At 70.5% G+C, this 23551-nt stretch carries 22 protein-coding genes; 12 read left to right on the top strand and 10 right to left on the bottom strand.

Annotation, left to right across the window (positions count from 1 at the left end; genetic code table 11):
• Nucleotides 1–403 precede the first annotated feature (403 nt).
• The 7 genes from hemL to ccsB all read left to right on the top strand — a co-directional run bounded on the left by hemL (nucleotide 404) and on the right by ccsB (nucleotide 8422).
• Nucleotides 404–1744, top strand: a complete 1341-nt coding sequence (gene hemL / locus ABT092_RS22825; protein WP_351246704.1) for a glutamate-1-semialdehyde 2,1-aminomutase — start codon at nucleotides 404–406, stop codon at nucleotides 1742–1744.
• Nucleotides 1741–2421 carry a histidine phosphatase family protein gene (locus ABT092_RS22820; RefSeq protein WP_351246702.1) on the top strand — a complete coding sequence of 227 codons (681 nt, stop codon included), beginning with the start codon at nucleotides 1741–1743 and terminating at the stop codon, nucleotides 2419–2421. The genes hemL and ABT092_RS22820 overlap by 4 nt, the downstream gene beginning before the upstream one ends.
• A 299-nt stretch (nucleotides 2422–2720) precedes the next feature.
• Complete coding sequence (locus ABT092_RS22815) at nucleotides 2721–4001, top strand: polysaccharide deacetylase family protein (protein WP_351246700.1); 1281 nt, start codon at nucleotides 2721–2723, stop codon at nucleotides 3999–4001.
• A gap of 142 nt (nucleotides 4002–4143) precedes the next feature.
• Entirely contained in the window at nucleotides 4144–4839 is a 696-nt protein-coding gene (locus tag ABT092_RS22810) for a TlpA family protein disulfide reductase (protein WP_351246698.1), read from the top strand.
• A gap of 67 nt (nucleotides 4840–4906) precedes the next feature.
• Nucleotides 4907–5629 (top strand): cytochrome c biogenesis CcdA family protein, encoded by a 723-nt coding sequence (locus tag ABT092_RS22805; protein ID WP_351246744.1) that lies wholly within the window; start codon nucleotides 4907–4909, stop codon nucleotides 5627–5629.
• A 4-nt stretch (nucleotides 5630–5633) separates the two neighbouring features.
• The gene (gene resB, locus ABT092_RS22800) at nucleotides 5634–7352 is read left to right on the top strand and encodes a cytochrome c biogenesis protein ResB (protein ID WP_351246696.1); all 1719 of its coding nucleotides are present in this window, start codon (nucleotides 5634–5636) and stop codon (nucleotides 7350–7352) included.
• A 59-nt stretch (nucleotides 7353–7411) separates the two neighbouring features.
• Nucleotides 7412–8422: a c-type cytochrome biogenesis protein CcsB gene (ccsB, locus tag ABT092_RS22795; RefSeq protein WP_351246742.1), complete on the top strand. Its 1011-nt coding sequence runs from the start codon at nucleotides 7412–7414 to the stop codon at nucleotides 8420–8422.
• A gap of 222 nt (nucleotides 8423–8644) precedes the next feature.
• On the opposite strand, the gene fxlM (ABT092_RS22790) is transcribed toward ccsB, so the two are convergent.
• From fxlM (ABT092_RS22790) to ABT092_RS22750, 9 genes are all read right to left on the bottom strand, one after another.
• A complete protein-coding gene (gene fxlM, locus ABT092_RS22790; protein ID WP_351246694.1) occupies nucleotides 8645–9706 on the bottom strand; it encodes a methyltransferase, FxLD system in 1062 nt (353 codons plus the stop codon).
• Nucleotides 9707–9976: 270 nt separating this feature from the next.
• A complete protein-coding gene (locus ABT092_RS22785) occupies nucleotides 9977–11113 on the bottom strand; it encodes a hypothetical protein (protein WP_351246692.1) in 1137 nt (378 codons plus the stop codon).
• 35 nt (nucleotides 11114–11148) lie between these two features.
• Entirely contained in the window at nucleotides 11149–11991 is an 843-nt protein-coding gene (locus ABT092_RS22780) for a thiopeptide-type bacteriocin biosynthesis protein (protein WP_351246690.1), read from the bottom strand.
• A gap of 15 nt (nucleotides 11992–12006) precedes the next feature.
• Nucleotides 12007–13227, bottom strand: a complete 1221-nt coding sequence (locus tag ABT092_RS22775; protein ID WP_351246688.1) for a lanthionine synthetase C family protein — start codon at nucleotides 13225–13227, stop codon at nucleotides 12007–12009.
• A gap of 5 nt (nucleotides 13228–13232) precedes the next feature.
• Nucleotides 13233–16106 carry a lantibiotic dehydratase gene (locus ABT092_RS22770; protein WP_351246686.1) on the bottom strand — a complete coding sequence of 958 codons (2874 nt, stop codon included), beginning with the start codon at nucleotides 16104–16106 and terminating at the stop codon, nucleotides 13233–13235.
• A 241-nt stretch (nucleotides 16107–16347) separates the two neighbouring features.
• A complete protein-coding gene (locus tag ABT092_RS22765; RefSeq protein WP_351246684.1) occupies nucleotides 16348–16542 on the bottom strand; it encodes an FxLD family lanthipeptide in 195 nt (64 codons plus the stop codon).
• Between the two features lie 72 nt (nucleotides 16543–16614).
• Nucleotides 16615–17835 carry a methyltransferase, FxLD system gene (gene fxlM, locus ABT092_RS22760; RefSeq protein ID WP_351246682.1) on the bottom strand — a complete coding sequence of 407 codons (1221 nt, stop codon included), beginning with the start codon at nucleotides 17833–17835 and terminating at the stop codon, nucleotides 16615–16617.
• On the bottom strand, nucleotides 17832–18161 hold the full coding sequence (locus tag ABT092_RS22755) for a hypothetical protein (RefSeq protein ID WP_351246740.1): 330 nt from the start codon (nucleotides 18159–18161) through the stop codon (nucleotides 17832–17834). The genes fxlM (ABT092_RS22760) and ABT092_RS22755 overlap by 4 nt, the downstream gene beginning before the upstream one ends.
• A gap of 97 nt (nucleotides 18162–18258) precedes the next feature.
• Nucleotides 18259–18495 carry a hypothetical protein gene (locus ABT092_RS22750; protein WP_351246680.1) on the bottom strand — a complete coding sequence of 79 codons (237 nt, stop codon included), beginning with the start codon at nucleotides 18493–18495 and terminating at the stop codon, nucleotides 18259–18261.
• Nucleotides 18496–18716: 221 nt separating this feature from the next.
• Between ABT092_RS22750 and ABT092_RS22745 the strand changes: the two genes are divergently transcribed.
• From ABT092_RS22745 to ABT092_RS22730, 4 genes are all read left to right on the top strand, one after another.
• Nucleotides 18717–19586 carry a helix-turn-helix domain-containing protein gene (locus ABT092_RS22745; RefSeq protein ID WP_351246678.1) on the top strand — a complete coding sequence of 290 codons (870 nt, stop codon included), beginning with the start codon at nucleotides 18717–18719 and terminating at the stop codon, nucleotides 19584–19586.
• A complete protein-coding gene (locus ABT092_RS22740) occupies nucleotides 19583–19789 on the top strand; it encodes a DUF397 domain-containing protein (RefSeq protein ID WP_351246676.1) in 207 nt (68 codons plus the stop codon). The genes ABT092_RS22745 and ABT092_RS22740 overlap by 4 nt, the downstream gene beginning before the upstream one ends.
• A 149-nt stretch (nucleotides 19790–19938) precedes the next feature.
• Nucleotides 19939–20586 (top strand): RNA polymerase sigma factor, encoded by a 648-nt coding sequence (locus ABT092_RS22735; RefSeq protein WP_351246674.1) that lies wholly within the window; start codon nucleotides 19939–19941, stop codon nucleotides 20584–20586.
• Nucleotides 20583–21524 (top strand): CU044_5270 family protein, encoded by a 942-nt coding sequence (locus ABT092_RS22730; protein ID WP_351246672.1) that lies wholly within the window; start codon nucleotides 20583–20585, stop codon nucleotides 21522–21524. Before ABT092_RS22735 ends, ABT092_RS22730 begins: the two co-directional genes overlap by 4 nt.
• A gap of 96 nt (nucleotides 21525–21620) precedes the next feature.
• Here the strand turns inward: ABT092_RS22730 and ABT092_RS22725 are convergent, their stop codons facing one another.
• The gene (locus ABT092_RS22725) at nucleotides 21621–22004 is read right to left on the bottom strand and encodes a PLD nuclease N-terminal domain-containing protein (protein ID WP_351246670.1); all 384 of its coding nucleotides are present in this window, start codon (nucleotides 22002–22004) and stop codon (nucleotides 21621–21623) included.
• Nucleotides 22005–22091: 87 nt separating this feature from the next.
• Between ABT092_RS22725 and ABT092_RS22720 the strand changes: the two genes are divergently transcribed.
• Nucleotides 22092–23543, top strand: a complete 1452-nt coding sequence (locus tag ABT092_RS22720) for a menaquinone biosynthesis decarboxylase (RefSeq protein WP_351246668.1) — start codon at nucleotides 22092–22094, stop codon at nucleotides 23541–23543.
• The last annotated feature ends 8 nt before the right edge of the window (nucleotides 23544–23551 follow it).

Here is a 23551-nt window from a genome sequence, read left to right as displayed (position 1 = left end):
ACGCATCGGTTCCGGCGCCGTGTGCCGAACCATAAACAGAACGTCCATCCGGTACCGGAAGTGCGGTTGCCGCGGGGGTGAAGGCTCGCGAATTCCCCCGCCGTTTCCGCGGTGCGCACGGAAACCCGCCGGGCGACTGGGTGCAAGGGCCACGCGCTGCTTCGACGGGGCGGCGGTTTCGTCGACCGGGTGAACCGGCCCGCCGGTTTGCGGGGCGGGGAGCGCCCCGGGCCCGGAGCGGCGGCGCGGCCCCCGGCGCGGTCGTCCGGAAACGGGTTCCGGGGCGGATGCCGTCAAGGCGGGCACGGGGTGCCCGTCCGGCGGCGCCCGCGGAGAAGGGGGCGGGGGCTTTCTTCTACTCTGGGGGACGTCCACCCCATTCGGCCCTAGGGAACCGCAGGTTATGAGTCAACAACCCTATCGGTATGAAGCCCCCGTCTCGCAGTCGCTCTTCGACCGCGCGGCACAGGTGACGCCGGGGGGAGTGAACTCCCCCGTGCGTGCCTTCCGCGCCGTGGGCGGAACGCCCCGGTTCATGGTGTCCGGCAGCGGCCCGTACCTGACCGACGCGGACGGCCGCGAGTACGTGGACCTGGTGTGTTCCTGGGGGCCCATGATCCTCGGGCACGCCCGCCCGGAGGTCGTCGCCGCCGTGCAGGAGGCCGTGGTGCGCGGCACCTCCTTCGGGACGCCCGGCGAGGGCGAGGTGGCGCTGGCCGAGGAGATCGTGGCCCGGGTGGCCCCGGTGGACCAGGTGCGGCTGGTGTCCAGCGGCACGGAGGCCACCATGTCCGCCATCCGGCTGGCCCGCGGCTTCACCGGCCGGGCCAAGGTGGTCAAGTTCGCCGGTTGCTACCACGGTCACGTGGACGCGCTGCTCGCCGCCGCCGGATCGGGGGTGGCGACCTTCGCCCTGCCCGACACCCCCGGCGTCACCGGTGCCCAGGCCGGGGAGACCCTCGTCCTGCCGTACAACGACCTCGACGCCGTCCGGGCCGCCTTCGCCGCGCACCCCGGGGAGATCGCCTGCGTGATCACCGAGGCGTCCCCCGGCAACATGGGCGTGGTCCCGCCCCGCGAGGGCTTCAACGCCGGGCTGCGGGAGCTGTGCCGGGCGAACGGCGCGCTGTACGTCTCGGACGAGGTGATGACCGGCTTCCGCACCTCCCGCGCCGGGTGGTTCGGGGTGGACGGGGTGGCGCCGGACCTGATGACCTTCGGCAAGGTCATGGGCGGCGGCTTCCCCGCCGCGGCCTTCGGCGGCCGGGCGGACGTCATGGCCGCGCTGGCCCCGGCCGGGCCGGTCTACCAGGCGGGCACCCTGTCCGGGAACCCGGTGGCGACGGCCGCCGGGCTGGCCCAGCTGCGGCTGCTGGACGAGGCCGCCTACGCGACCGTGGACCGGGTCGCCGACCAGGTGCGGACCCTGGTCTCCGAGGCGCTCGCCAAGGAGGGCGTGGTGCACCGGGTGCAGAGCGCCTCCAACATGTTCTCCGTCTTCTTCACCGAGGACGAGGTCCACGACTTCGCCGAGGCCAAGCGGCAGGAGGCGTTCCGCTTCACCGCGTTCTTCCACGCGATGCTCGCGCACGGGGTGTACCTGCCGCCGTCCGCCTTCGAGTCGTGGTTCGTGTCCACGGCCCACGACGACCGGGCGATCGAGCGGATCGCCGCCGCGCTGCCGGCCGCCGCCCGCGCCGCGGCCCGGGCCGTCGCCCCGCAGCAGGCGGGGGGCGCGGCATGAGCGGGTCGGACCGCACGGTCGTCCACCTGGTGCGGCACGGGGAGGTGGCGAACCCGGAGGGCATCCTGTACGGCCGACTGCCCGGGTACCACCTGTCCGAGCTGGGCCGGCGGATGGCCGACCGGGTCGCCGAGCACCTCGCGGACCGGGACGTCGCCCATGTCGCGGCCTCGCCGCTGGAGCGGGCCCAGGAGACCGCGGAGCCGGTCGCCAAGGCCCACGGGCTGGACGTGGGCAGTGACGCCCGGCTGATCGAGGCGGGCAACGTCTTCCAGGGGAAGACCTTCGGCGTGGGCGACGGGGCGCTGCGCCGGCCGGGGAACTGGCGCCACCTGGCGAACCCCTTCCGCCCCTCCTGGGGCGAGCCGTACATCGACCAGGTGGTGCGGATGATGCGGGCGATGGACGCGGCGAAGGAGGCCGCGCGGGGGCACGAGGCGGTGTTGGTCAGCCACCAGTTGCCGATCTGGATCGTGCGCAGCTACCTGGAGCGGCGGCACCTGTGGCACGACCCGCGGCGCCGGCAGTGCACCCTGGCCTCGCTGACCAGCTTCACCTACGAGGGCGACCGGATCGTCTCGGTGGGCTACTCCGAGCCGGCCCGGGACCTGGTGCCGCCGCACCTGCTGGCGGGTGCCAAGAAGGTCAAGGGCTCGGCGAAGGCGTTCGGGGCGTAGGCCCGCGGGTGGTCTCCGACCGTTCGGCCCGGTCCGGCCCGAACGGTCGGAGACCACCCGTTCCGGCGTCGGCTCGGGGCGTCTTTCGGCAGGTGCCCGGTACTCCGCCAGGACCGTCCCGGGTGGCGGGGGAACCTCGGGCGAATGATCGTTTCTTTGAGGGAGCCGAACGGGCACGGTAAAGAAGCGATCGAGAAATAGTCAGAAATGGAACCCTTGGGTTCGTTGTGCGCTCTCAAGAAGCGTCCGAACAAACGGAATGCGTCTTTGGGGGACGCTAAACGATCTCAGGGGATTTCATGCGGGACCTCGACCGACGACGGGCCATGGGAGTGGGAGCGGGGGCGCTCGCGGCCTTCGGGCTCGCGGGATGCAGCACCGACGGGAAGGGGGCCGCCGCCGCCGACCGCGGGGGAAAGGAACCCGGGCCGACGAAGAGCCGCCCCGCCGCCCGACCGGCCCGGACCATCGGTGACGGTTCCACCTCGTACACCGGAAAGCAGCCGCACCAGCCGCCCGCGCCCGTTCCCCTGGAACCCGGCCAGACCCCGCCGCAGTTCGTGGTCTTCTCCTGGGACGGGGCCGGCGAAGTGGGCAACGGGCTCTTCCCGCACTTCCTCGACCTCGCCCGCGAGCACGAGGCGCACATGACCTTCTTCCTCTCCGGGATCTATCTGCTGCCGGAAGCGAAGAAACGTTTGTACAAGCCGCCGAACAACGCCGTCGGGGCCTCCGACATCGGATACCTGAAGGACGAGAACATCCGGCTGACGCTGAAGTACGTCGACCGGGCCTGGCGCGAGGGCCACGAGATAGGCACCCACTTCAACGGCCACTTCTGCGCCGGCCGGGGCTCCGTCGCCCACTGGACCCCGACCCAGTGGCGCAGCGAGATCCGACAGGCCAAGGACTTCGTCACCCGGTGGCGCACCCACACCGGCTGGGACGACATACCCCCGCTGCCCTTCGACTACGAGAAGGAACTGGTCGGCTCCCGCACCCCGTGCCTGCTCGGCCGGGACGCCCTGCTGCCCGCCGCCCGCGCACTGGGCTGGCGCTACGACTCCTCCTCCCCGGGCGGCACCCAGCGCTGGCCGGTCAAGCGGGGCGGCCTGTGGGACCTGCCGCTCCAGGCGATCCCCTTCCCCGGGCGCGGCTTCGAGGTGCTCTCCATGGACTACAACCTCATGGTCAACCAGTCCGGCAACGCCACCAACGGCCCCGTCCGGCACCGCGCCCGCTGGCGCGAACAGGCCACCGACGCCTTCCTCGCCGGCTTCCGCCGCGCCTACGAGACCAACCGCGCGCCCCTGTTCATCGGCAACCACTTCGAGCAGTGGAACGGCGGCATCTACATGGACGCCGTCGAGAACGCGGTGAAGCGCATCGCCGGCCGCAAGGACGTGCGCCTGGTCTCCTTCCGGCAACTCGTGGACTGGCTGGACGTCCAGCCGCCCGCCGTCCTCGACCGGTTGCGCGCCCTGGAGGTGGGCCAGCCGCCCGCCGGAGGCTGGCGCACCCACCTGGCGGGAACACCCGCCACCACCTCCACCACGCGGACGCCCGGCACCGGCCGCTGACCGGTCGGACGGGTTCCGCGCGGGGCCGAAAACCCCCGCCGAGCAGGGCGGTCGACCTTCCCCGCACCCCGTCCGACATGGGCGTTCGACCCCTCCAGGGGGGTGCGGAAGATCCCCGAATCGGGCATGCGAAACTTTTCACATGAGTGCCGTCCGCCGTGCCCCGCAGAGCCCAGCCGCAGCACCCCGCACCCCCTTCCCGGGCGTTCGCCGTCGTCGCTCCGGGGCCGCCGTCCGAGGCACGGGCGGGCGCCGCGGCCGGGCCGCGGCGCTCACCGCCGTCACCGCCTCCGCCGCCCTGCTGCTCACCGCCTGCTCCTCCGGCGGCACCGCGGGAGGGGCCGGCGGCACCAACTTCGTGGCCGGAAAGGACGGCATCGCCACCCTGGCCGCCGACGAGCGCGGGCCCGCCCCGAAGATCGACGGCGAGACCCTGGAGGGCGAGCGGCTCGACCTCGCCGACCACCGGGGCAAGGTCGTCGTCCTCAACGTCTGGGGCTCCTGGTGCCCGCCCTGCCGGGCGGAGGCACCCTCCTTCCAGAAGGTGTCCAAGGAGACCAAGTCCCAGGGCGTCGAGTTCGTCGGCATCAACACCCGTGACACCAGCCAGGCCCCGGCGAAGGCGTTCGAGGAGAGCTTCGGCGTCACCTACCCGAGCCTGTACGACCCGATGGGGAAGCTGATGCTCCGCTTCCCCAAGGGCACCCTCAACCCGCAGGCCATCCCCTCCACGCTGGTGCTCGACCGGGAGGGCCGGGTCGCCGCCCGCGCGCTCACCCCGCTCAGCGAGGAGAAGCTGCGGAAGATGATCGACCCCGTGCTCGCGGAGAAGAAGTGACCCGGTGACCTCCTTCGCCACGGGTCCCCTCCTCGCCGTGGAGATCGCGGACCCCAACCAGACCGTCATGAGCGGCGCCCTGCTGCTCGCCCTGCCCATCGCCCTGCTCGCCGGGCTGGTCTCCTTCTTCTCGCCCTGCGTGCTCCCGCTGGTCCCCGGCTACCTCAGCTACGTCACCGGCATCGGCGGCACCGACCTGGCCGAGGCCAAGCGCGGCCGGATGGTCGCGGGGGCCTCGCTGTTCGTGCTCGGCTTCACCGCGGTGTTCGTCTCCGGCGGGGCCCTGTTCGGATACTTCGGCCAGGACCTCCAGGCCCAACAGGAGGTCATCAACCGGATCCTCGGCGCCGTCATGGTGCTGATGGGCTTCTTCTTCATGGGCGGCATGCCCTGGCTGACCCGGCGGGAGTTCCGCTTCCACCGCAAGCCCGCCGCCGGGCTCGCCGGCGCCCCCCTGCTGGGCGCGATGTTCGGCGTCGGCTGGACGCCCTGCATGGGACCGGCACTGTCCGCCGTCACCACGCTCTCCCTCCAACAGGGCAGCGCCGGCCGCGGAGCCGTCCTGACCGTGGCGTACTGTCTCGGACTCGGGCTGCCCCTCGTCCTCGCCGCCGTGGCCTTCCGCAAGGCGATGGGCGCCTTCGACTGGGTCAAGCGGCACTACGTCTGGGTGATGCGGATCGGCGGCGTAATGATGATCGTGACCGGTCTGCTGATGCTGACGGGCGTCTGGAACCTCATGATCCAGCAGATGCAGGTGTGGTCGAACGGCTTCACGGTGGGGATCTGAACGGATGAGTGACACCAAGGCCAAGCCCGACGCGCCCGGAGGCGACGACCTCCACGCCGCCGGCGCGCAGCTCAGCACGGCCCCCCGGGAGGAGGCGCCCAACCTCCCCGCGCTCGGGGTGATCGGTTGGGCCCGCTGGTTCTGGCGCCAGCTGACCTCGATGCGGGTGGCGCTGCTGCTGCTCCTGCTGCTGTCGCTGGCCGCCATCCCCGGCTCGTTGATCCCGCAGCGCGGCACCGACGACTTCCGGATCGACGACCTCCGCAGGGAGAGCCCGAACCTCGCGTCCTTCTACGACGCGGTGGGCCTGTTCAACGTGTACGGCTCGGTGTGGTTCTCCGCGATCTACATCCTGCTGTTCGTCTCGCTGATCGGCTGCATCGTCCCGCGCACCTGGCAGTTCGTCGGCCAGCTCCGCAGCCGCCCGCCGGGCGCGCCCAAGCGCCTCACCCGGCTGCCGGCGTACGCCACCTGGCGCACCGAGACCGACCCGGAGGAGGTCCGCGCGCTGGCGCTGGCGCTGCTGAAGAAGCGCCGGTTCCGGGCCCACCTCGTCGGGGACGCCGTCGCCGCCGAGAAGGGCTATCTGCGCGAGGCCGGCAACCTGGTCTTCCACGTGTCGCTGATCGTGATGCTGGTGGCCTTCGGCGCCGGCCAGCTGCTGCGCTACGAGGGCAACAAGCTGATCGTGCCGGGCGGCGGGTTCTCCAACACGATCCTGCACTACGACGACTTCAAGTCCGGCAACCTCTTCGTCCCGGACGACCTGACGCCCTTCAGCTTCCGGTTCGAGAAGTTCGAGGGCACCTACGAGCGCACCGGCCCCACCCGCGGCACCCCGACCACCTTCAAGGCCGACGTGGTCTACAGCGAGGGCGCCGACGGGCCCGAGAAGAAGGCGACCATCAAGGTCAACAAGCCGCTGGAGATCGACGGCGCCAAGGTGTACCTGGTCAGCCACGGCTACGCGCCCGTGGTCACGGTGCGCGACCCGAAGGGCAAGGTCGTCTTCCGGGAGCCGGTGCCGCTGCTGCCGCTGGACGCCAACGTCACCTCCTCCGGCGCGATCAAGGTGATGGACGGCTACGTGAACAAGAAGGGCGACAAGGAGCAGCTCGGCTTCAACGCCTTCTTCGTGCCGACCTTCGCGGGCGCCGGCATGGGCCAGATGGTCTCCCAGTTCCCGGCCCTGGACTACCCGGTGATGGCCCTCTCCGCCTACCACGGTTCCCTCGGCGTCGACTCGGGCATCCCGCAGAGCGTCTACCAGCTGAACAAGAAGAAGATGAAGGAGTTCAAGGACGAGAACGGCGAGTTGTTCAAGCAGATGCTGCGGCCCGGCGAGACCATGAAGCTCCCCGGCGGCGCCGGCTCGATCACCTTCGAGGAGGAGATCCAGGAGTGGGCCGGGTTCCAGATCACCCGGGAGCCCGGCAGCGGCTGGGCCCTCGGCGGCTCCATCGCCGCGATCGTCGGCCTCGCCGGCTCGCTGTTCATCCAGCGCCGCCGGGTCTGGGTGCGGGCCGCCACCGGCCCGGACGGGGTGACCGTGGTGGAACTGGCCGGGCTCGGTCGCAGCGAGTCCGCGAAGGTCCCCGAGGAACTCGCCGAACTCACCGGGGCGCTGCACGACCGCGCGCCCACCGCCCCCGAACGCACCGACCCCCCAGCCGACGCCTCCGCCACCTCCCCCGCCGATCCTGCCGAAGGGGCCAACCCGTGATCCTCGCCGCGACCAACCACGACCTCGCCAGCACCAGCAACGTGCTGGTGTACTCGGCGATGGCCGTCTACACCCTGGCCTTCCTCACCTACATCGCCGAGTGGATCTTCGGCAGTCGCAGCAAGGTCGGCCGCACCGCCGCCTCGCTCACCACCACGGCACGCTCCGCCGCCCCCGCCGTCACCGTGAAGTCCGCCGGCGCCACCACGACCCTGGAGCGGCCGAAGGTCGTCACCCGGGTCGCCGCCGGCACCCGGGACGTCCCGGACGGGCCGGGCGCCGCGGGCGGCACGTACAAGGGCGACCTCTACGGGCGGATCGCGATCGCGCTCAGCGTCGTCGGGTTCCTGGTGCACGCGGGCGGCGTGGTCACCCGCGCCCTCTCCGTGCAGCGCGCCCCCTGGGGCAACATGTACGAGTTCAACGTGACGTTCTCCTGCGTGGCCACCGGGGTGTACCTGGCGTTCCTGCTCGCGCGGCAGAAGGTGCGCTGGATCGGACTGCCGCTGACCACGGTCGTCCTGCTGGACCTCGGGGTCGCCGTCACCGTCCTGTACACCGACAGCGCGCAGCTGGTGCCCGCCCTCCAGTCGTACTGGATGTGGATCCACGTCTCCACCGCCATCCTCTGCGGCGCCGTGTTCTACCTGGGCGCCGTGACGACGGTCCTGTACCTCTTCCGCGACTCCTACGAGAACAAGCTCGCCAAGGGCGGGGAGCCCGGCTCCTTCGCGCGGTCGGTGCTGGAGCGGCTGCCCGCCTCCGCCTCCCTCGACAAGTTCGCCTACCGGATCAACGCGGCCGTCTTCCCGCTCTGGACGTTCACCATCATCGCCGGCGCCATCTGGGCCGGTGACTCCTGGGGCCGCTACTGGGGCTGGGACCCCAAGGAGACCTGGGCCTTCATCACCTGGGTCGCCTACGCCTGCTACCTGCACGCCCGGGCCACCGCCGGCTGGAAGGGCCGCAAGGCCGCCTACCTGGCGCTGATCGCCTTCGGCTGCTGGCTGTTCAACTACTACGGCGTCAACATCTTCGTCACCAGCAAGCACTCGTACTCGGGCGTCTGACCCGCCGACAGTGCCACCGGGGCCGGCCCGCATGACCCAGGTCATGCGGGCCGGCCCCGTTCGAATCGAGTCTCCACTTCACTCGGGGCGGTTCGCCTTCAGATGAGACGGCCGAGCTTGTCTTCGGCCTTCTCGACGGCATTCGTGATGCTGTGGACATGCCGGGCGGAGAGTGGTTTGTTGTCGAGCCCTGCAATGGTGACTACCGAGCTGAGTTGCTGGTCAGCCCTTGCGGGGCCAGTCGACGGTGAGGCGGCTGTAGGTCTTGTCGATGACGAACCGTGGGTCTGCGGCCGTGAGCTGGTGGCGGGCGTCGCCGACGGCCATGCGGAACGTGGGGTCCGGTGCGGTGTTGCCCCAGCCTTCTTCCCAGTCGCGGATCGCGCCCGCGAGGTGTTCGGCCAGCTCGGCGGCGCGGGAGCCGTGGCCGATGACGCCGATCTCCCAGAACCGGCCCGTGTCGTCCTCGCCCTCCCGGATGGTCAGGTAGGCGAGGGAGTCACCGTCGAGCGCGGCCATGGAGCCCCAGCCGAAATGCGGCGTGAAACCGGGGCGGGAGCCGGGCAAGCGGGACAGGCCGTTCGGCAGTACGAAGGCGAGGTAGAGGTACATCCACTCGAAGGGGTCGCCCTGGCGGAGCTTCACCCCGGTGTAGACCTTGGACTGCTTCTGGTCGAGCACGGTGCGGATCGCGTCGCGGTCCACTTCCTGTTCGCTGAAGGTCTCCAGGTGGACGTTGCCCTCGCCCTCCATGCGCACGCGGGTGTAGATGTCGTCGCAGACGCCCTTGCGCAGCGGGATGAAGGTCGCCATCTCGCAGGACACGGTCTTCCAGACGTCCCCGTCGCGTTCGAAGGCGAAGCTGCGGAAGATGCTGCCGCGGATGCGCATCGGCAGGACCAGCCGGCCGCCGGGGGCGAGCTGGTCGAGGAGCTTCACCGGGATATCGCCGGCGCCCACGGTGAACTGGATGCGGTCGAACGGAGCGTGCTCAGGAAGCCCTGCGGCACCGTCACCCAGCACAGCGGTCACGTTGTCGGCCCCCGCCCGAGCCAGGTTCTTCTCTGCGCCCTTCACCAGGTCCCGGTCCACGTCCACGGTCCACACGTGCCCGCCCGGGGCGACGAGCCGACCCAGCAGACTGGCGTTGTACCCGGTGGCGGCCCCGGCCTCCAAAATCGTGTGCCCGGGCTGCGCGCCGAGTTGTTCGAGCTGGGTGGCGACGATCGAGGGCGCGGAGATGCAGGAGATCATCTCTCCGTCCTCGTCGTGCTTGATCGGCACCGCGTCCTCCTTGTACGCCGCCTCCAGGTCGACGCCGGGCAGGGAACTCGTGGCGGTTGGTGGTGCGGAACGCGTCGATCACAGCAGGGCTGCGCAGGTGACCGCTGTCGACCAGGCGGTCCGTCAGGGCCTCGCGCAGGGTGGTGGAGGGGGAATCGGGTGTCACGGTGGTCTCCATTCGAGCGAGGGTAGGTCCGGGGGACGGGGCTCGGCGGGCGGACACGTCAGTTGTCTCTCCCCGGCAGCGACAACGCCTTGGCTCGGCATGGTTCAGCCGTCGGACGGTCGTTGCAGCCGCAGCCCGCCAACCTTGAGTGTCGGGACGCTGTTCCGGATCGTGTGGTCGCTCGTATGGAGTGCTGCTGTGAGTTGTGCGCGAAGCTCGCTGGGGAGCTTGCCGTCCCCGAGGGCGCACGTGTCCAGGATCTCTCGGCACTCCCCTCGCTGTCCTACGGTGACGAGAGCGGTGAAGCCGGGGTGCTGCAGATTCTCAAGGGCGGCGTACCCGTCGTTCTGTTTGATTGTCCGGCGATACAGCGCGTCTGTGACGCGACGTGCGGTGGAGGCGTCGGTCCCGATGATGTCCAGGACGGTCAGTCCCAGGCGGATGTTGAACACGGTCGTGCCGGGGCCGGGTTCCAGCGCTTCGTACATGCTCACGAGCCTGTCCTCATCGTGGTGAGCGGTTTGCCGGGTGGCGCGGTGACCTAGCGCGGTGAGACACGCTGTCACGACCTGTTCCCAGGGTTCGCCAGGCATGGTGCGGTGGAGGAGGGCGGCGGCTCGGGTCGGGTCGTCTGCGGTGAGCGCGGCGAGAACGGAGATCTGTCGGCCGTCGAGCATCCGTTTGCCCACCCCGCGGTGTTCCTCGACATGGGTGAGTGCGTCAGTCCACCGGCCTTGGGTCGTGAGCGCTCGTGCGCCGTCAGCGAGGAGTACGGTCCACAGCCAGTTCCGGACTTCGCGGCGGTCTTCCGCGGTCGCCGTGAGGTGTGCGGGGACGGTGACGCTGTCGATGTGTGCGTGCGAGTTCGCTCCGACCGCTTCGTACAGGGTGAGGAGGTGCTGTCGGGCGGTGTGCCCCCTGCCGGCACGGATGTGGAGGCGGGCGAGGTTGACGACAGGTTCGAGCGCTCGGATGGCGCTTCGGCTGGGGAGCGGGCCGGCGTGGAGGTAGGCGTCGGCGTGGTGGCGGCACAGATCTCGGGCGAGGGTGGGGAGGCCGACGTCGGAGGCGAGAAGAGCCGACTGGTTGTAGACGGCGGAGGCCCGCGACGGGTCGTCGCGCCGGGCGGCCGTCTGGGCGAGGTCGCACAGCGTGTGGACACGTTCGACCAGTGGTAGGCAGGCGGGACGTGGTCGGGCGACGAGCGGGAATCGCTGGGCGACGCGGCCGTACGGGTCCATGGGTTCCCCTCGGTGGTTGGGTGGGCCGAGGCTGGTCAGCGGGGGGTCGAGGCGGAGCCGGGCGCGGTGGCGGTTGCACTGGTAGGGGCCGGGCCGAAGACGACGGTTTTGGCGGTGGCGGCGAGGGCGGCTTGGGCGGTGTAGGGCAGCCCGATCCGGTTCCACGCGAAGATGATGTGGTGGGCCACGACTTCGCGCAGTCCCCGGTGGAGTGCTCCGGATGCCATGAGGTGGTTCAGTTCCTGGCCGACCGTGGTGTAGGCGCGAGCCCACTTCGCGGGGTGGGCCAGGAGCCGGTTTTCGCCGGTGTCGCGTTCAGCGTCCACGGTGATCAGCCGGTGTACGGCGGCGCGCTGTCGGGCTGTGCTCTGCTGCTGGCCGGCGGGTAGGGGTCGGTGGGCTGCGACGCGTGCCCAGACGTCGCCCTGTTCGTACCAGTCCAGGCCGGCCGCGCGCATCAGGATGCTGCACAGGAGGAGGGACCTCTCCCGGCGGTGCCCGCCCGCGGCCTGGTCCTCGTTGCGGAGGTACGTGAGCAGGCCACGGCTGTCATGGTGGAAGAAGCGGTGGGCCGTCTCCATGGCTTCGGCGCCTCCGAAAGCGTGGACTTCGGGTTCGTAGACGATCGGAGTCCAGCCGGTGACGTGCCCGGCGCCGGTCAGCGCGTCCAGGCCCTGGCCGATCCGCAGGGGCGCATGGGCCGACGGCCGGTAGCGGAGGCGCCAGCAGGGGCGTTTGCGGATGTGGAACCACGCGGTGACCGAGCCTTCGTCCTCAGCGGTGAGGATCAGCGGGACGAGGTGGGCGAGGGCAGTCGTCTCGGCGCGGGTCCAGTCGGGGAAGGCGATGTTCACCTGCTGCCACACGGGGGTGTCCATGACGTCTCCAGGGGATCAGGCCAAAGCGAGGAAGGTGTCCCAGTACGGTGCTGAGGCGGTGCCGGTGCCGACGGTGTGCAGCACCAGGGCCGCGCCGGCGGTGCCGTCGAGTAGTTCGGAGTCGCGGTCAGGCCGGTCGAGTGCGGCCGTCAACCGATGCACGATCTGCGGTAGTTCGGCTGTGATGGCAGGGTTTCCGGTCTGGTCGGCCATCCGCCACGCGGCGTGGAGCAGCCCGGCCGTCCCGTGACACAGGCCGATGCCGGAAACCTGGTCCAGTTGGGCCGGGTCGCGCAGTGCGGCGAGCATCGCCTTCTCAGCGTCGCGCACGCGGGCGGGTTCGCCCATTGCGAGACCGGCGAGTTGCTGTGCTCGGGCAGTGCCGCTCACGCCGTAGCACCATGATGGCCGCGGCCGGAGGCCCGCTTCGACGTGCCCCCTGATCGCCTGCTCGGCCGAGATGAACCCAGGCCACCAAGGCCCGGTCGGGCCGTACTGCCGCCACTGGTCGGTCCAGGCACAGATCCGGCCAACGGCCTCAGCCAGTTCCGGTGTGCCGGAGCCGTGCAGGAGCGCCAGCGACATGACAGACAGGGCTGCGCCGATGCCGTGGGCCATCCCGAAGTTGCCGTGGCCTCCGGGCAACTCCGGGGCCGGCTCGCCGTCGGGGGACACGTCGGTCCACCACGGGGGCAGGGCGGGCCGGTCCGGCAGCGGTTCGGTGAGCCGTGCAAGGTAGGCCAGCACGTCGGCGGTGATCTCGTGATCCGGGTGGCGGGCAAGGTGGTAGGCGGCGAACCCGGTGAGTCCGCGGATCAGGTCGAACTCCTTCATGACGGGCCGTTCGCCACGGTCGATACGGGCGTGGGCCTCAGCCAGACGCCGCCTGGTGATCGAGATGGTGGCGTCGTCCAGCCTTTCCAGCGCGTTGCGGTAGCGGCCGGTCGAGCCTGCGGCGGTGTGCAGGACGAAGGCGAGCGCGGGGGCGCCGAGGTAGAGGCCCGCGTTGGGGGCGGCGGTGAGGTCGTCGGAAGCCGCCCGGGACAGCCAGATGCGGGCGGCGTTCCAGTCGCCGTGCCCGGTGCGGGCCCGCACGACGTGGAGCAAGGCGATGCCCGCCGCGCCACCGGCCAGCGACTGTGGCCATGCACGTCCCGGGCCGGTCTCAGGGCCGACCGTGCGCGGGTCGGCCAGCTCGGCGGCGAGGTCGTCTGCGGCGGCGAGCGCCTTGGACATCGGTCTCACGACACCTTCCTTCCGCGGGCGGTCCAGCTCAGCGCGGCGGCACGGGCGAGGTGCAGGCACCGACCCTCGGCGGTGAGGTCGATCCCGGCGGCGCGGGTGTGGTGCAGGTGCAGCAGCTCGGGCAGGAATACGGTCGCATCGGCCATGCCTGCCCGAGCGAGCGCGGCCCTGTAGTGGGTCAGGGCCGTGCGCCGCCGGGCCCAGAGGGCAGCGATTCGCCCACCTTCGGGCTGCCGGGCCAGGGCGCTTTGGTCGTACGGGTTGCTGAGGGTGACTGCTTGCTCGTACACACTGCGGGCGGGCGGGGTGCTGGTGGTGTGGGTGTGGCTGATCAGCCAGGCCATCGCGTCGGCGGGGCTCCCGACCATGCCGATGGTGAGGTCGAGCATGCTGGCAGCGGTCAGGGCCTGGGGCGAGGGGCCACCGCTCGCCGTGCCGGACTCGATCTGTGCGATGACGGCCTCGGAGTCCGCCGCGAAGAACGCCTCGGCGGCGTCGAGCGCCGTGGTACCGCCGAAGCGGGCGGTCTCGGGAAAGTCGGTGTCCCACTGTGCCCGGGAGAGCAGCCCGACCTGGCGCAGTTCGCGGGTCCAGCCGCCGATCGCCTCCGGGGCGTCGGCGGCACGGTCGGCTGGCACGACGAGGCGGAGCCGCACGTGTTCGTCGGGGTCGTGGTAGGGCAGGAACCACCACCGCGGTGTGCCCCCGATTTCTGTGAACAGTTCGGGCAGCCGACGCAGGATGCCGCCGTGGCGTTCGGGACGGGCGTAGAGCTTGACGAAGAACCGGCCGCCACAGCCGGGAAGATGACCGTCCCTGTTCCCTGGGCCCGGTTCACCTCCCAGCCACCACGGTGCCCTTTCCCCTCGTCCGGTACGAGTAAGGGGGACGACCAGTTCGTGGGGCCGGCCGCCGATCCATCCTGCATCCGGCGCCGCCACCGCGCGCAGCACAGCGGTGCCGGAACCCTGCATTTGCGCGCGGAGTAGCACTCGGTGCGCGGGTTCGTTCAGGTCGAGTCGGAGGCGCTGGTCACCGTCGCCGACGTACACCGTGCTCGGAGCGGCGACCTGATCCCGCCACTCGGTCAGGGAAATGTCCCACTGCGGTTGGTCGCTCTCGTGGGCGGCGAGGTCGGCGGCCGTGAGCAGCCACCGGGCCGGGGACAGGACTGTGCGGCCATAGCGCACTGCGGGGAGGAACGGCAGCGTCGTCGCGGCGCCCCAGTCGAAGACCGCGCACGGTGTGCTCATCGCATGGGTAGCCTCGGTCAGGAACCGAACCAGCGGATGCGTACGGTGCACCGGTTCGACCGCATTGAGCGTCACGAATTCCAGGGGGCGGCGCCGGGACCGCGAGACCAGATAGAGGCGGTGGACATCGGCGGTCACCGCAATGTCGTCCACGAGTACCTGTTCACCGTCGTGGTTGCTGCACTCGCCCAGGGCGAGGACCGCGGGCATCACCATCGGTACGCGGGAGACGTTCTCGGTGGACGAGTGGAGCGGGGCCGCGGAGATCTGTACGGACAGGGCACCGTCGGTCGCGGTCGCCGCGGTCGCGTACGCCTTCGTCATCCGGTCGCGGTCGTCGGCGTCGAGGAGGTGGAGGAACCGTCCCGTCACCGTCCCGGCTGTCCGGGATACTCCGGTGACCGCGAGTGTGAACTCCCCGTCCGTGAGGGTCTTGATGCTGGAGGCGTTGACCCGGGTGATCAGCTCTGTCGTCGGCTGGACACCGGTATCGGGGGTGGTCACCGCGAGATCGGTGATCATGGCGTCGTCCACCACGACCTCGTGCTGACGGCGCAGGGCCGCGTTCTGGGCGAGTGCGAGCAGCTTCCCGTCCCGCTTGGACAACGGAGGGTTCGTTGGCATGGGCGGTCCGCCGAGAAACCCGGCCGGGAAGCCCAGGCCGGTATCTCCGTTCACCGCGTCCAGTACCGGCACCAAGGCACGGGGACCGTAGCGTTCCAGGAAGCGGCCGTGCCAGCTTGCCCACGCGCGGCTGAGAAAGGGTTGGCGGGCCAGCCGTACGAGTGCTGTTGCGGCGCGTGCCGCTTCGTCGGCGACCACGGACGGGACCGTTGCCTCTCCGTCGATGCGCAGGTCGACCCCTAGCGTTGCCGCAGAACTGGGGGCGATGTCCCGCATCTGGGTGGAGAGCCGGGCCCGGTGTCCCGCACCCTCGGAGTAGGTGGTGCAGGTCCGGGCCAGAGCGTTGGTCAGCGACCGCAGCCGCGTGACGGTGGGGCTGTCCTCGGCTCCCGCCATGTCGAGGGCGGTCAGGAGGTGGTCCAGCGGGTGGGCCACGGTGCTCGGAGAGCGGAGGTTGGTGACCAGGAAGCGCTGGGCCGTCAGATCCACCACAAGCTTGCCGATGACCTTGGCGGGCACGCGGGGGAAGTCGCCGGTCAGCTCGGAGACGAGGTCTGCGACCCGTATGGGACGGCGGGCAGCACCCAAGGCCGCTCTGACGGGTGGGGTGGCACGGATCTGCACCCGGGCCGGAGCGCCGCCCGAGCCACCGGTTCCCCGGTGTCCGAGCACCAGGTGTCCGTCCTCTTCCGCCACCAACGTATGAGTCTGGACGGTCAGCAGCGGCAGGAGATCACCATCCGCTTCTAACTGCTCGATCACCGTGCTCAGCCACACCGCGTCGGGTCTGACGACTGCACGGTGCTCAGAGCCGATACGCACGGCCGCCGCGTCAGCTAATCGCACCGTTGCCACCCCGGCGAAGAAACCGAACGGGGTAGCCCTGCTGGACGCCCGCAGCAGGTACCGCAGGACGGCGAACGTCGCCTTCCGCGCCGCGGGGCCGGGCAGGTGGCGCCCCTCGCAGATGTCCCGGACACGGCGAGCCAGCACCGGACTGGCCTGCTCCAGAGCCTCCGCGAACCCGGGTATCCGAAGGGTGTGCCCCAGCCACGCCCGCCAGGAATTCGTGTCTCCCGAAGGGTCGGGCCACTGTTGAACGAGATCATCCGGAGGCCAGGCCCCGGCCCGCAGAAGCGCGGCATCGACGTGCGCGTACACCGCCAACTCCCATCGTGGAGGGCGGCGCCCGGCCGAGCTGGCCGGGCGCCGCGTTCAGTACCTCGGTGGACCGCTACGGGCAGGTGGTCGAGCAGGCGGACTCGCAGGTCACACCGCAGCCGTCGTCGGTCATCCTGATGAGCCGGTCGGCCGACGGGCCGGACTCCACGATCGAGACATCCAGATCCCAGTCCCCGAAGCTCTCCTGCTCGCCCGCCTCCTGCGGGCGCGGAGCAACCTCGGCGTTCTCTATCTGCTGAACGGACACAACAACCTCCCTGATAGATGGGTGGTGCGAATGCCCCGTGCCCCGTGGCGATGCCGCAGGAGGGCGGGGAGTCTATGACCAGGAGAAGGCGACGGCTCCGAGCTGCTTCGCCACGATCCCCTGGGACGGTTCAGCCGTACCGGCGGGCAGCGGCCGGTACGAGATGCGCGCCGCGCCGCGCCGCTGATGGTCCGACGCCCACCGGCGCAGCAACTCGACGTAGCGAGCCGCGACCAGTTCGGCTTCGGGCCCGTGGGCGAGCACGCCGCTTTCGAACCCGCCGGTTTCCTCGTTCCGCCGCTTGGTGCGGTACGCGAAGCTGCCTCCGCTGACCAGCGCCGGCACACCACGCGTCACCGACAGCGCGAGAAGGCCCTGATCGACCAGGTCCTTGCTTCCGTGGAGCATCACCATCTCCGGCGTGCTCGTCGCCAGGAACAGTTCCAGCTCGTCCGGCAGATCGAAGGCTGCACCCGACCACACCTCCAGCCGGGGCGAGCGGACGGCTGCGGCCAAGGCGTCGATGTCGAAGTCCTGCTTCTGGTCATCAACCCGCAGCGCAAGTCCTTCGGTGACGTGGACGAGCCGCTCGGTGTACGCGCTGGCCCCCTGCATGGGGACGAAGCCGCACAGACGGTAGCTGTCGCTGACCAGCTCGGCCTCGGGGCCGTCGGGGCCGTCGAACGCGATCGACCGGGTGAGCCCGCGCATCCGGAGCGGGACGACGATCCGGCCCCGCTCGGAGAGCTGGTCCAGCCACGCCGACGGGATGTCCCAGGCCCCGGCAGTGACGATGATGCGGTCGAACGGCGCCAGCTCCGGCACCCCGGCGACGGCATCGGCCCGCACTACCTCGACCTGTTCGTACCCTGCCGCGTCCAGGCACGTGCGGGCGCGCTCGACGATCTCCGCATCAATGTCTACCGAGATCGACGCGCCTCCCTTGCCGACGAGTTCGGCGATCAGCGCGGCGTTGTAGCCGCCGGAGCCGACTTCGAGGACTCGCATACCGGCTTCGATCCCGGCCTGTTCCAGCATCACCGCCTGAATGTGGGCGGCCGAGAGCGAGCTGAGGGCCGTGCCGTCCTCATCGCGCTTGATCACCAGAGCCTGGTTGGCAGCGTACGCGGCCTCCAGCGGCTCACCCACGGCGAACAGATGCCGGGGCACGGCGGCTACCGCGCCAGCGACGGAGTCAGAGGTGATCGCTCCCAGATCGCGCAGCTCTCGCACCATGGCCGCCCGCAACGAGGCAGCTTCCTCATCAATGTTCTTGTCTCGTACCGTAGTCACTTCGTCACCCTACCGATCTCGTTTCGTGGTCCCTGTCCCTCACCAAAATCAACGCGACCCTCCAGAGGACCGCCCATGAATCGGCCCGTCTTGAGGGCTGTGCCGCCGCCGAAGCAGCCTGTTCCGGACGGCTGGACCTGGTATCGAGGTACTGCTGAACAGGCAGATAGAACCCGTCGGGGACGTAGTGGAAGAACGTCACGCAAAGGCACCCGGCTGATGTCCGCGACTTCGTCGGGGGCTGCACGGCGGGCGGGGTCGCGGTCGACGTAGATCACGGGAGAGCCGTGCGGGACCAGGTGGTGAAGGTTCGGCTGGTGCGGAATGCCGCAGCCCAGATCGAGGAACTGCCCGCTCCCGCCGGTCCGCCACGAGGCCCCCGACGGGCGGGCGCCCCGCTGCCGGCCGGATGACGGCGGCTGTTCACCTCACCCTCCGGGACTCGCGGTAGACGCTCAGCGCCTGGGCGAGGGTCTGCGCCTCGGTGAGACTGAGCCAACCCGGGTTGATGCAGAGGCGGTTGCCGCCGGGCTCGGACTGGACGGTGGCCCGGACGTGGACGCCGGCCGCGGCTGCCTCGGTGTTCAGGAGGCGACGGACCTCCTCGGCCTCCTTCCGCCGGGCGTCCGCGAAGACGTGGCGTGCTTCGTCGTCGTCCATGCGTCTCGTCTCCCTTGATCGTGCGCGTATGGTCAACACCTGCTCACGTGCAGTGATTTCACCCTTCCGCGAGCCTCAACTCCGTGCAAGACTCCGTGACTGTCGGCCATGGAAAAGTGACCGAAAGTGAGTGCGATCTTTCGCTGTGACGGGGTTGGCCTTTCACCAAGAAGGCGCCGACCTTTCACGGCGAACGCAAGGAAAGAAGAGGAGGGCGCGGGATGCGGGGATCGTCGGTACCGCAGCGCCAGGTGGGGCGGAACCTCAGAGCGCTACGGGAGGCAGCCGGAATCACCCTGCGGGCGGCGGCGAAACGGATCGACAAGGCCGAGGTCACCGTCTGGCGGATGGAGACCGGACAGACCCCGATGAAAACACCCGACGTGGAAGTCCTGTGCGGGTTCTACGGCGCGACCCCGGAGGTGATGGAGGCGCTGGTCGCCCTGACCCGGGAGAGTCGCGCGGCGGCGTGGTGGCAGAGCAGCAAAGTGCCTGGCGTCACCGCGGTCTACGCGGGGATGGAGCAGAGCGCCGATCACATCTCCACCTACGAGGACTCCCTCATCCCCGGGCTGTTCCAGACCGCTGACTACACGGCGGCCGTCATCCGGTCGCACCGCCCGGAGCTGCCCACCGAAGAGGTCGAACGACGTGTCGCCTTCCGTCTGACGCGGCAGGCGATCCTCACGCGCCGACTGCCCCCGTTCGCCTTCTCCGTCGTGCTGTCCGAGACGGCGGTCCGGACCCCCATGGGCGGGCCGGACATGATGGCGACGCAGTTGGCCCACATCGTCTACGTCTCCCGACTGCCCGGCATCTCGGTGCGGATGATCCCGCTGGGAGCGGGTCCCCACCCGGGGCTCTACAGCGGCAACTTCGTCATCCTGCGGTTTCCGGCGACCCCCGGCGGCGCGATCCACGAGCCAACCACGGTGTTCGTGGAGAGCTTCGCCGGTAGCTGGTACCACGACAAGCCGTTCGAGGTGCGGCAGTATGAGGAGGCGTTCGAGGGAATCCTGTCAGCTGCGCTTGATGAGGACGCGACCCGTCAAGCCTTGGCCGATGCAGCGAAGGGCTACAAGGAATCATGATCACTGAGACGTGGGCCGTGTCGTCATACTCGATGCCGGACGAGAACTGTGTGGAGGCCCGGTGCTCCCGCCACCCCACCGGTGAGGCGACCGAGGTGGCCGTGCGCGACACCAAGTGGCGCACCGGCCCGATGCTCTCGCTCGGCTCCGGGGCCTGGTCCGCGTTCGTCGCGGGCCTCCGCCGGGAGGACGGGTCGGCGTAACCCACCGGGAACGGTACGGAAGGCGTCCCCGCCACGGGGGGCGCCTTCCGTCGCGTGGGGCCGCCAGTTCGGAACCCGTGACCCAGCTCACGGGGCACGGCCCCGTCCGTGCGGGAACCCGGGGCCGGCGCCCGGACAGGTGAGGGGACGTGGACACCAACACGCGGCGGCTGCGGGCCCGCGTGCGGGAGGGGGACGCCGATGCCTTCGGCGAACTCTTCGACGCGTACGCCCGCTCCGTCTACAACCACGGATTCCGGCTGACGGGCAACTGGGCCTCGGCCGAGGACGTCGTCTCACTGACCTTCCTGGAGGCTTGGCGACTGCGCTCCAAGATCGACCCCGAAGGCGGCTCCCTGCGGCCCTGGCTGCTGGGCGTCGCCACCAACGTCACCCGCAACACCCGGCGCACCGCCCGCCGGCACGCGGCGGCCGTCGCCCGGCTGCCGCGCGCCGAGGCGGTGCCCGACTTCGCCGACGAGCTGGCCGACCGCATCGACGACGCCCGGCAACTGGCGCTGGTGCGGGCCGCCCTCGCCAAGCTGCGCCGCGCGGAACGGGAGGTGCTGGCGCTGTGCGTGTGGTCGGGCCTCGACTACGCCTCCGCCGCTGCCGCCCTCGGGGTGCCGGTGGGGACCGTGCGGTCCCGGCTGTCGCGGGCCCGCAAGAAGCTCGCCGCGGCGGTCGGCGAGGTCGGCGCGGAGGTTCCCGCACCGCGGGAACCCCTCGTGCGCCACGGACAGATGAGAGGTGGCCGCGTCTCCGCGGCCGGGCCCACCCAGGAGGGGAACCGATGAGCGAACTTCCCGAGAAGGACCTTCCGCCGGGCCGTCACCGACTCCTCAAGGAGCATCTGATGACCGAGATCCGGCAGGAAACCCCGCGCGCCGAGCGCACCGCCCGTGCCCGCCGCCCCTGGCTGCGACCGGTGCTGGTCGGTGCGGCAGCCGCCGCCGTCGCCGGTGGGGTGCTGGTGGCGCTGCCCTCCGGCGCCGAGCAGAACACCGCGGTGAAGCACACCTCCGACGAGGCGGTGGCGCTGCTGGAGGACATCGCCCTGGCGACCGCCAAGCGGGACGCCCCGGAGATCCGCGACGACCAGTACGTGTACGTCAAGAGCCGGGTGGCCTACTCCTCGCAGCAGCTCACCGCCTCGGACCAGAAGCCCTCGAAGCCCGAGCTGGACCCGGTGCACGACCGCGAGGTGTGGTTCGCGGTCGACGGCAAGCGTCCCGGGCTGCTCGTCGAGGAGAACCGCAACGGCCGCACCGAGCTGGAGGCCGAGAAGCCGGGCCTCGCCACCAACACCAGCTACCGCAACCTGACGACCCTGCCGACCGACCCCGACGCCATGCTGAAGTGGCTCTACAAGAACCGGCAGGGCGACAACCAGAAGGACCACCAGGCGTTCATCACCTTCGGCGACCTGGTGCGCGAGTCCCTGGTGCCGCCGGCGCAGGGCGCCGCGCTCTACCGGGCCGCCGCCAAGCTGCCGGCCGTCGAGGTGGTCAAGGACGTCAAGGACGCCGCGGGCCGCACCGGCGTCGCGGTGAGCCGGGAGGACGAGCACGGCCTCCAGACCCAGCTGATCTTCAACCCGAAGACCTTCGAGTACCTGGGCGAGCGCGTGGTGGCCACCCGCGAGACGGAGGACGGGCTGGAGGAGGGCGACGTGACGGGCACCGCCGCGGTCCTCGACCGGGAGGTCGTCGACAAGGTGGAGCAGCGCCCCTGACCCCTGAGGGGAGTCCCCCGGCGGCCGGTCGGAAGGGGGCTCGGAGCCGATGCGAGCGGCCCCGAACCCCCGTCCGGCCCCGCCGGGGCCGCGTGACTACTTGCCCTTGCCGGGGGCGTCGCCGTCCGGGTCCTGAGTGCCTTCGTCGGTGTCTTCCTCACGGGGGGCCTGGGCTTCCCTGCGGCGGTTCTCCTCGCCGAGGGACTTGAGGAACTCGGGGTTGTCGTCGGGCGCCACCCACTGCGGGCGGCTTCCGCGCCCCCGCAGCCCCGGGCCGCCGCCGGCGCCCGCGCCCTTGCGGACCTTGCCCGCCGCGAACCAGGCGATCGGGCCGATGAGCACCTGACCGAAGAGCAGCACGATGATCACCCAGACCACCTTGGGGAGGTGCTTGACCTCCTCCTCCGGCGTGTTCAGGCAGTCGATGAACGCGTAGATCCACAGCGCCAGGACGAGGAGGAACGGCAGGTACCTGAGCATGTGGCGAAATCCCCATCGAACGGCGGAGAGCCGTGGTAGCGGCCCCGGTGACGGGGCCAGGGTAACCGGTACCGGATACTGGACAGCATGGCTTACGACGATCTCCGGTCTCTGCTCAGGGCGCTCGAACGCGAAGGCGATCTCAAGAGGATCAAGGCGGAGGTCGATCCGTACCTGGAGGTCGGCGAGATCGTCGACCGGGTGCAGAAGGCCCAGGGTCCGGCCCTGCTCTTCGAGAACGTCAAGGGCTCGTCGATGCCGCTGGCGATGAACGTCTTCGGGACGGACCGCCGGCTGCTGAAGGCCCTGGGGCTGAAGTCGTACACGGAGATCACCGAGAAGATCGGCGGGCTGCTGAAGCCCGAGCTGCCCAACGGGTTCGTCGGGGTGCGGGAGGCGTTCGGCAAGCTGGGCGCGATGACCCACGTGCCGCCGCGGAAGGTCAAGGAGGGGCCCGTCCAGGAGGTCGTGCTGCACGGCGACGAGGTGGACCTCGACGCCCTGCCGGCCCTGTTCACCTGGCCGAAGGACGGCGGCTCCTTCTTCAACCTGGGCCTCACCCACACCAAGGACCCCGAGAGCGGGGTGCGCAACCTGGGCCTGTACCGGCTCCAGCGGCACGATAAGCGCACCATCGGCATGCACTGGCAGATCCACAAGGACAGCCGCAACCACTACCAGGTGGCCGCCCGGCGCGGCGAACGGCTGCCGGTGGCCATTGCCTTCGGCTGTCCGCCGGCCGTGACGTACGCCTCCTCGGCGCCGCTGCCCGGCGACATCGACGAGTACCTGTTGGCCGGGTTCCTCCAGGGCAAGCGGGTGGAGATGGTCGACTGCAAGACGGTGCCGCTCCAGGTGCCCGCGCAGGCGGAGGTGGTGCTGGAGGGCTGGCTGGAGCCGGGCCGGATGCTGCCGGAGGGCCCCTTCGGCGACCACACCGGGTTCTACACCCCGCAGGAGGACTTCCCGGCGCTCACCATCGACTGCGTCACCATGCGCAAGCGCCCGTTGCTCCAGTCGATCGTGGTGGGCCGCCCGCCGACCGAGGACGGTCCGCTGGGCCGGGCCACCGAACGGTTCTTCCTGCCGCTGCTGAAGATCGTCGTGCCGGACATCGTGGACTACCACCTGCCGGAGGCGGGCGTCTTCCACAACTGCGCGATCGTCGCGATCGACAAGAAGTACCCGAAGCACGCGCAGAAGGTCATGCACGCCATCTGGGGCGCCCACATGATGTCGCTGACCAAGCTGATCGTGGTGGTCGACGCCGACTGCGACGTCCACGACCTGGAACAGGTCGCCTGGCGGGCGCTGGGCAACGTCGACTACTCCCGGGACATCAGCCTGGTGGAGGGCCCCGTCGACCACCTCGACCACGCCTCCTACCAGAAGTTCTGGGGCGGCAAGCTGGGGCTGGACGCCACCCGCAAGCTCCCCGAGGAGGGGTACACCCGCGACGGCGGTTGGCCGGAGATGGTCTCCTCCGATCCGGAGACCGCGGCCAAGGTCGACCGCCGTTGGAAGGAGTACGGGCTGTGAGCACCCCC

The organism is Streptomyces sp. NPDC002490 (assembly GCF_040296045.1).
Classification (GTDB): Bacteria; Actinomycetota; Actinomycetes; order Streptomycetales; family Streptomycetaceae; genus Streptomyces.
Note: the sequence above shows the minus strand (reverse complement) of the source record. Positions and strands in the feature narration are given on the sequence as shown.

Bases quoted from the DNA above. Each gene is read 5' to 3' on its own strand.
- ABT092_RS22810 (WP_351246698.1), top strand. From the start codon at position 4,144: ATGAGTGCCGTCCGCCGTGCCCCGCAGAGCCCAGCCGCAGCACCCCGC.
- resB (WP_351246696.1), top strand. From the start codon at position 5,634: ATGAGTGACACCAAGGCCAAGCCCGACGCGCCCGGAGGCGACGACCTC.
- hemL (WP_351246704.1), top strand. From the start codon at position 404: ATGAGTCAACAACCCTATCGGTATGAAGCCCCCGTCTCGCAGTCGCTC.
- ABT092_RS22740 (WP_351246676.1), top strand. From the start codon at position 19,583: ATGATCACTGAGACGTGGGCCGTGTCGTCATACTCGATGCCGGACGAG.
- ABT092_RS22820 (WP_351246702.1), top strand. From the start codon at position 1,741: ATGAGCGGGTCGGACCGCACGGTCGTCCACCTGGTGCGGCACGGGGAG.
- ABT092_RS22750 (WP_351246680.1), bottom strand. From the start codon at position 18,495: ATGGACGACGACGAAGCACGCCACGTCTTCGCGGACGCCCGGCGGAAG.
- ABT092_RS22720 (WP_351246668.1), top strand. From the start codon at position 22,092: ATGGCTTACGACGATCTCCGGTCTCTGCTCAGGGCGCTCGAACGCGAA.
- ABT092_RS22725 (WP_351246670.1), bottom strand. From the start codon at position 22,004: ATGCTCAGGTACCTGCCGTTCCTCCTCGTCCTGGCGCTGTGGATCTAC.
- ABT092_RS22785 (WP_351246692.1), bottom strand. From the start codon at position 11,113: ATGGACCCGTACGGCCGCGTCGCCCAGCGATTCCCGCTCGTCGCCCGA.
- ABT092_RS22775 (WP_351246688.1), bottom strand. From the start codon at position 13,227: ATGTCCAAGGCGCTCGCCGCCGCAGACGACCTCGCCGCCGAGCTGGCC.
- ABT092_RS22815 (WP_351246700.1), top strand. From the start codon at position 2,721: ATGCGGGACCTCGACCGACGACGGGCCATGGGAGTGGGAGCGGGGGCG.
- ABT092_RS22730 (WP_351246672.1), top strand. From the start codon at position 20,583: ATGAGCGAACTTCCCGAGAAGGACCTTCCGCCGGGCCGTCACCGACTC.
- ABT092_RS22780 (WP_351246690.1), bottom strand. From the start codon at position 11,991: ATGGACACCCCCGTGTGGCAGCAGGTGAACATCGCCTTCCCCGACTGG.
- ABT092_RS22745 (WP_351246678.1), top strand. From the start codon at position 18,717: ATGCGGGGATCGTCGGTACCGCAGCGCCAGGTGGGGCGGAACCTCAGA.
- ccsB (WP_351246742.1), top strand. From the start codon at position 7,412: ATGGCCGTCTACACCCTGGCCTTCCTCACCTACATCGCCGAGTGGATC.
- ABT092_RS22805 (WP_351246744.1), top strand. From the start codon at position 4,907: ATGAGCGGCGCCCTGCTGCTCGCCCTGCCCATCGCCCTGCTCGCCGGG.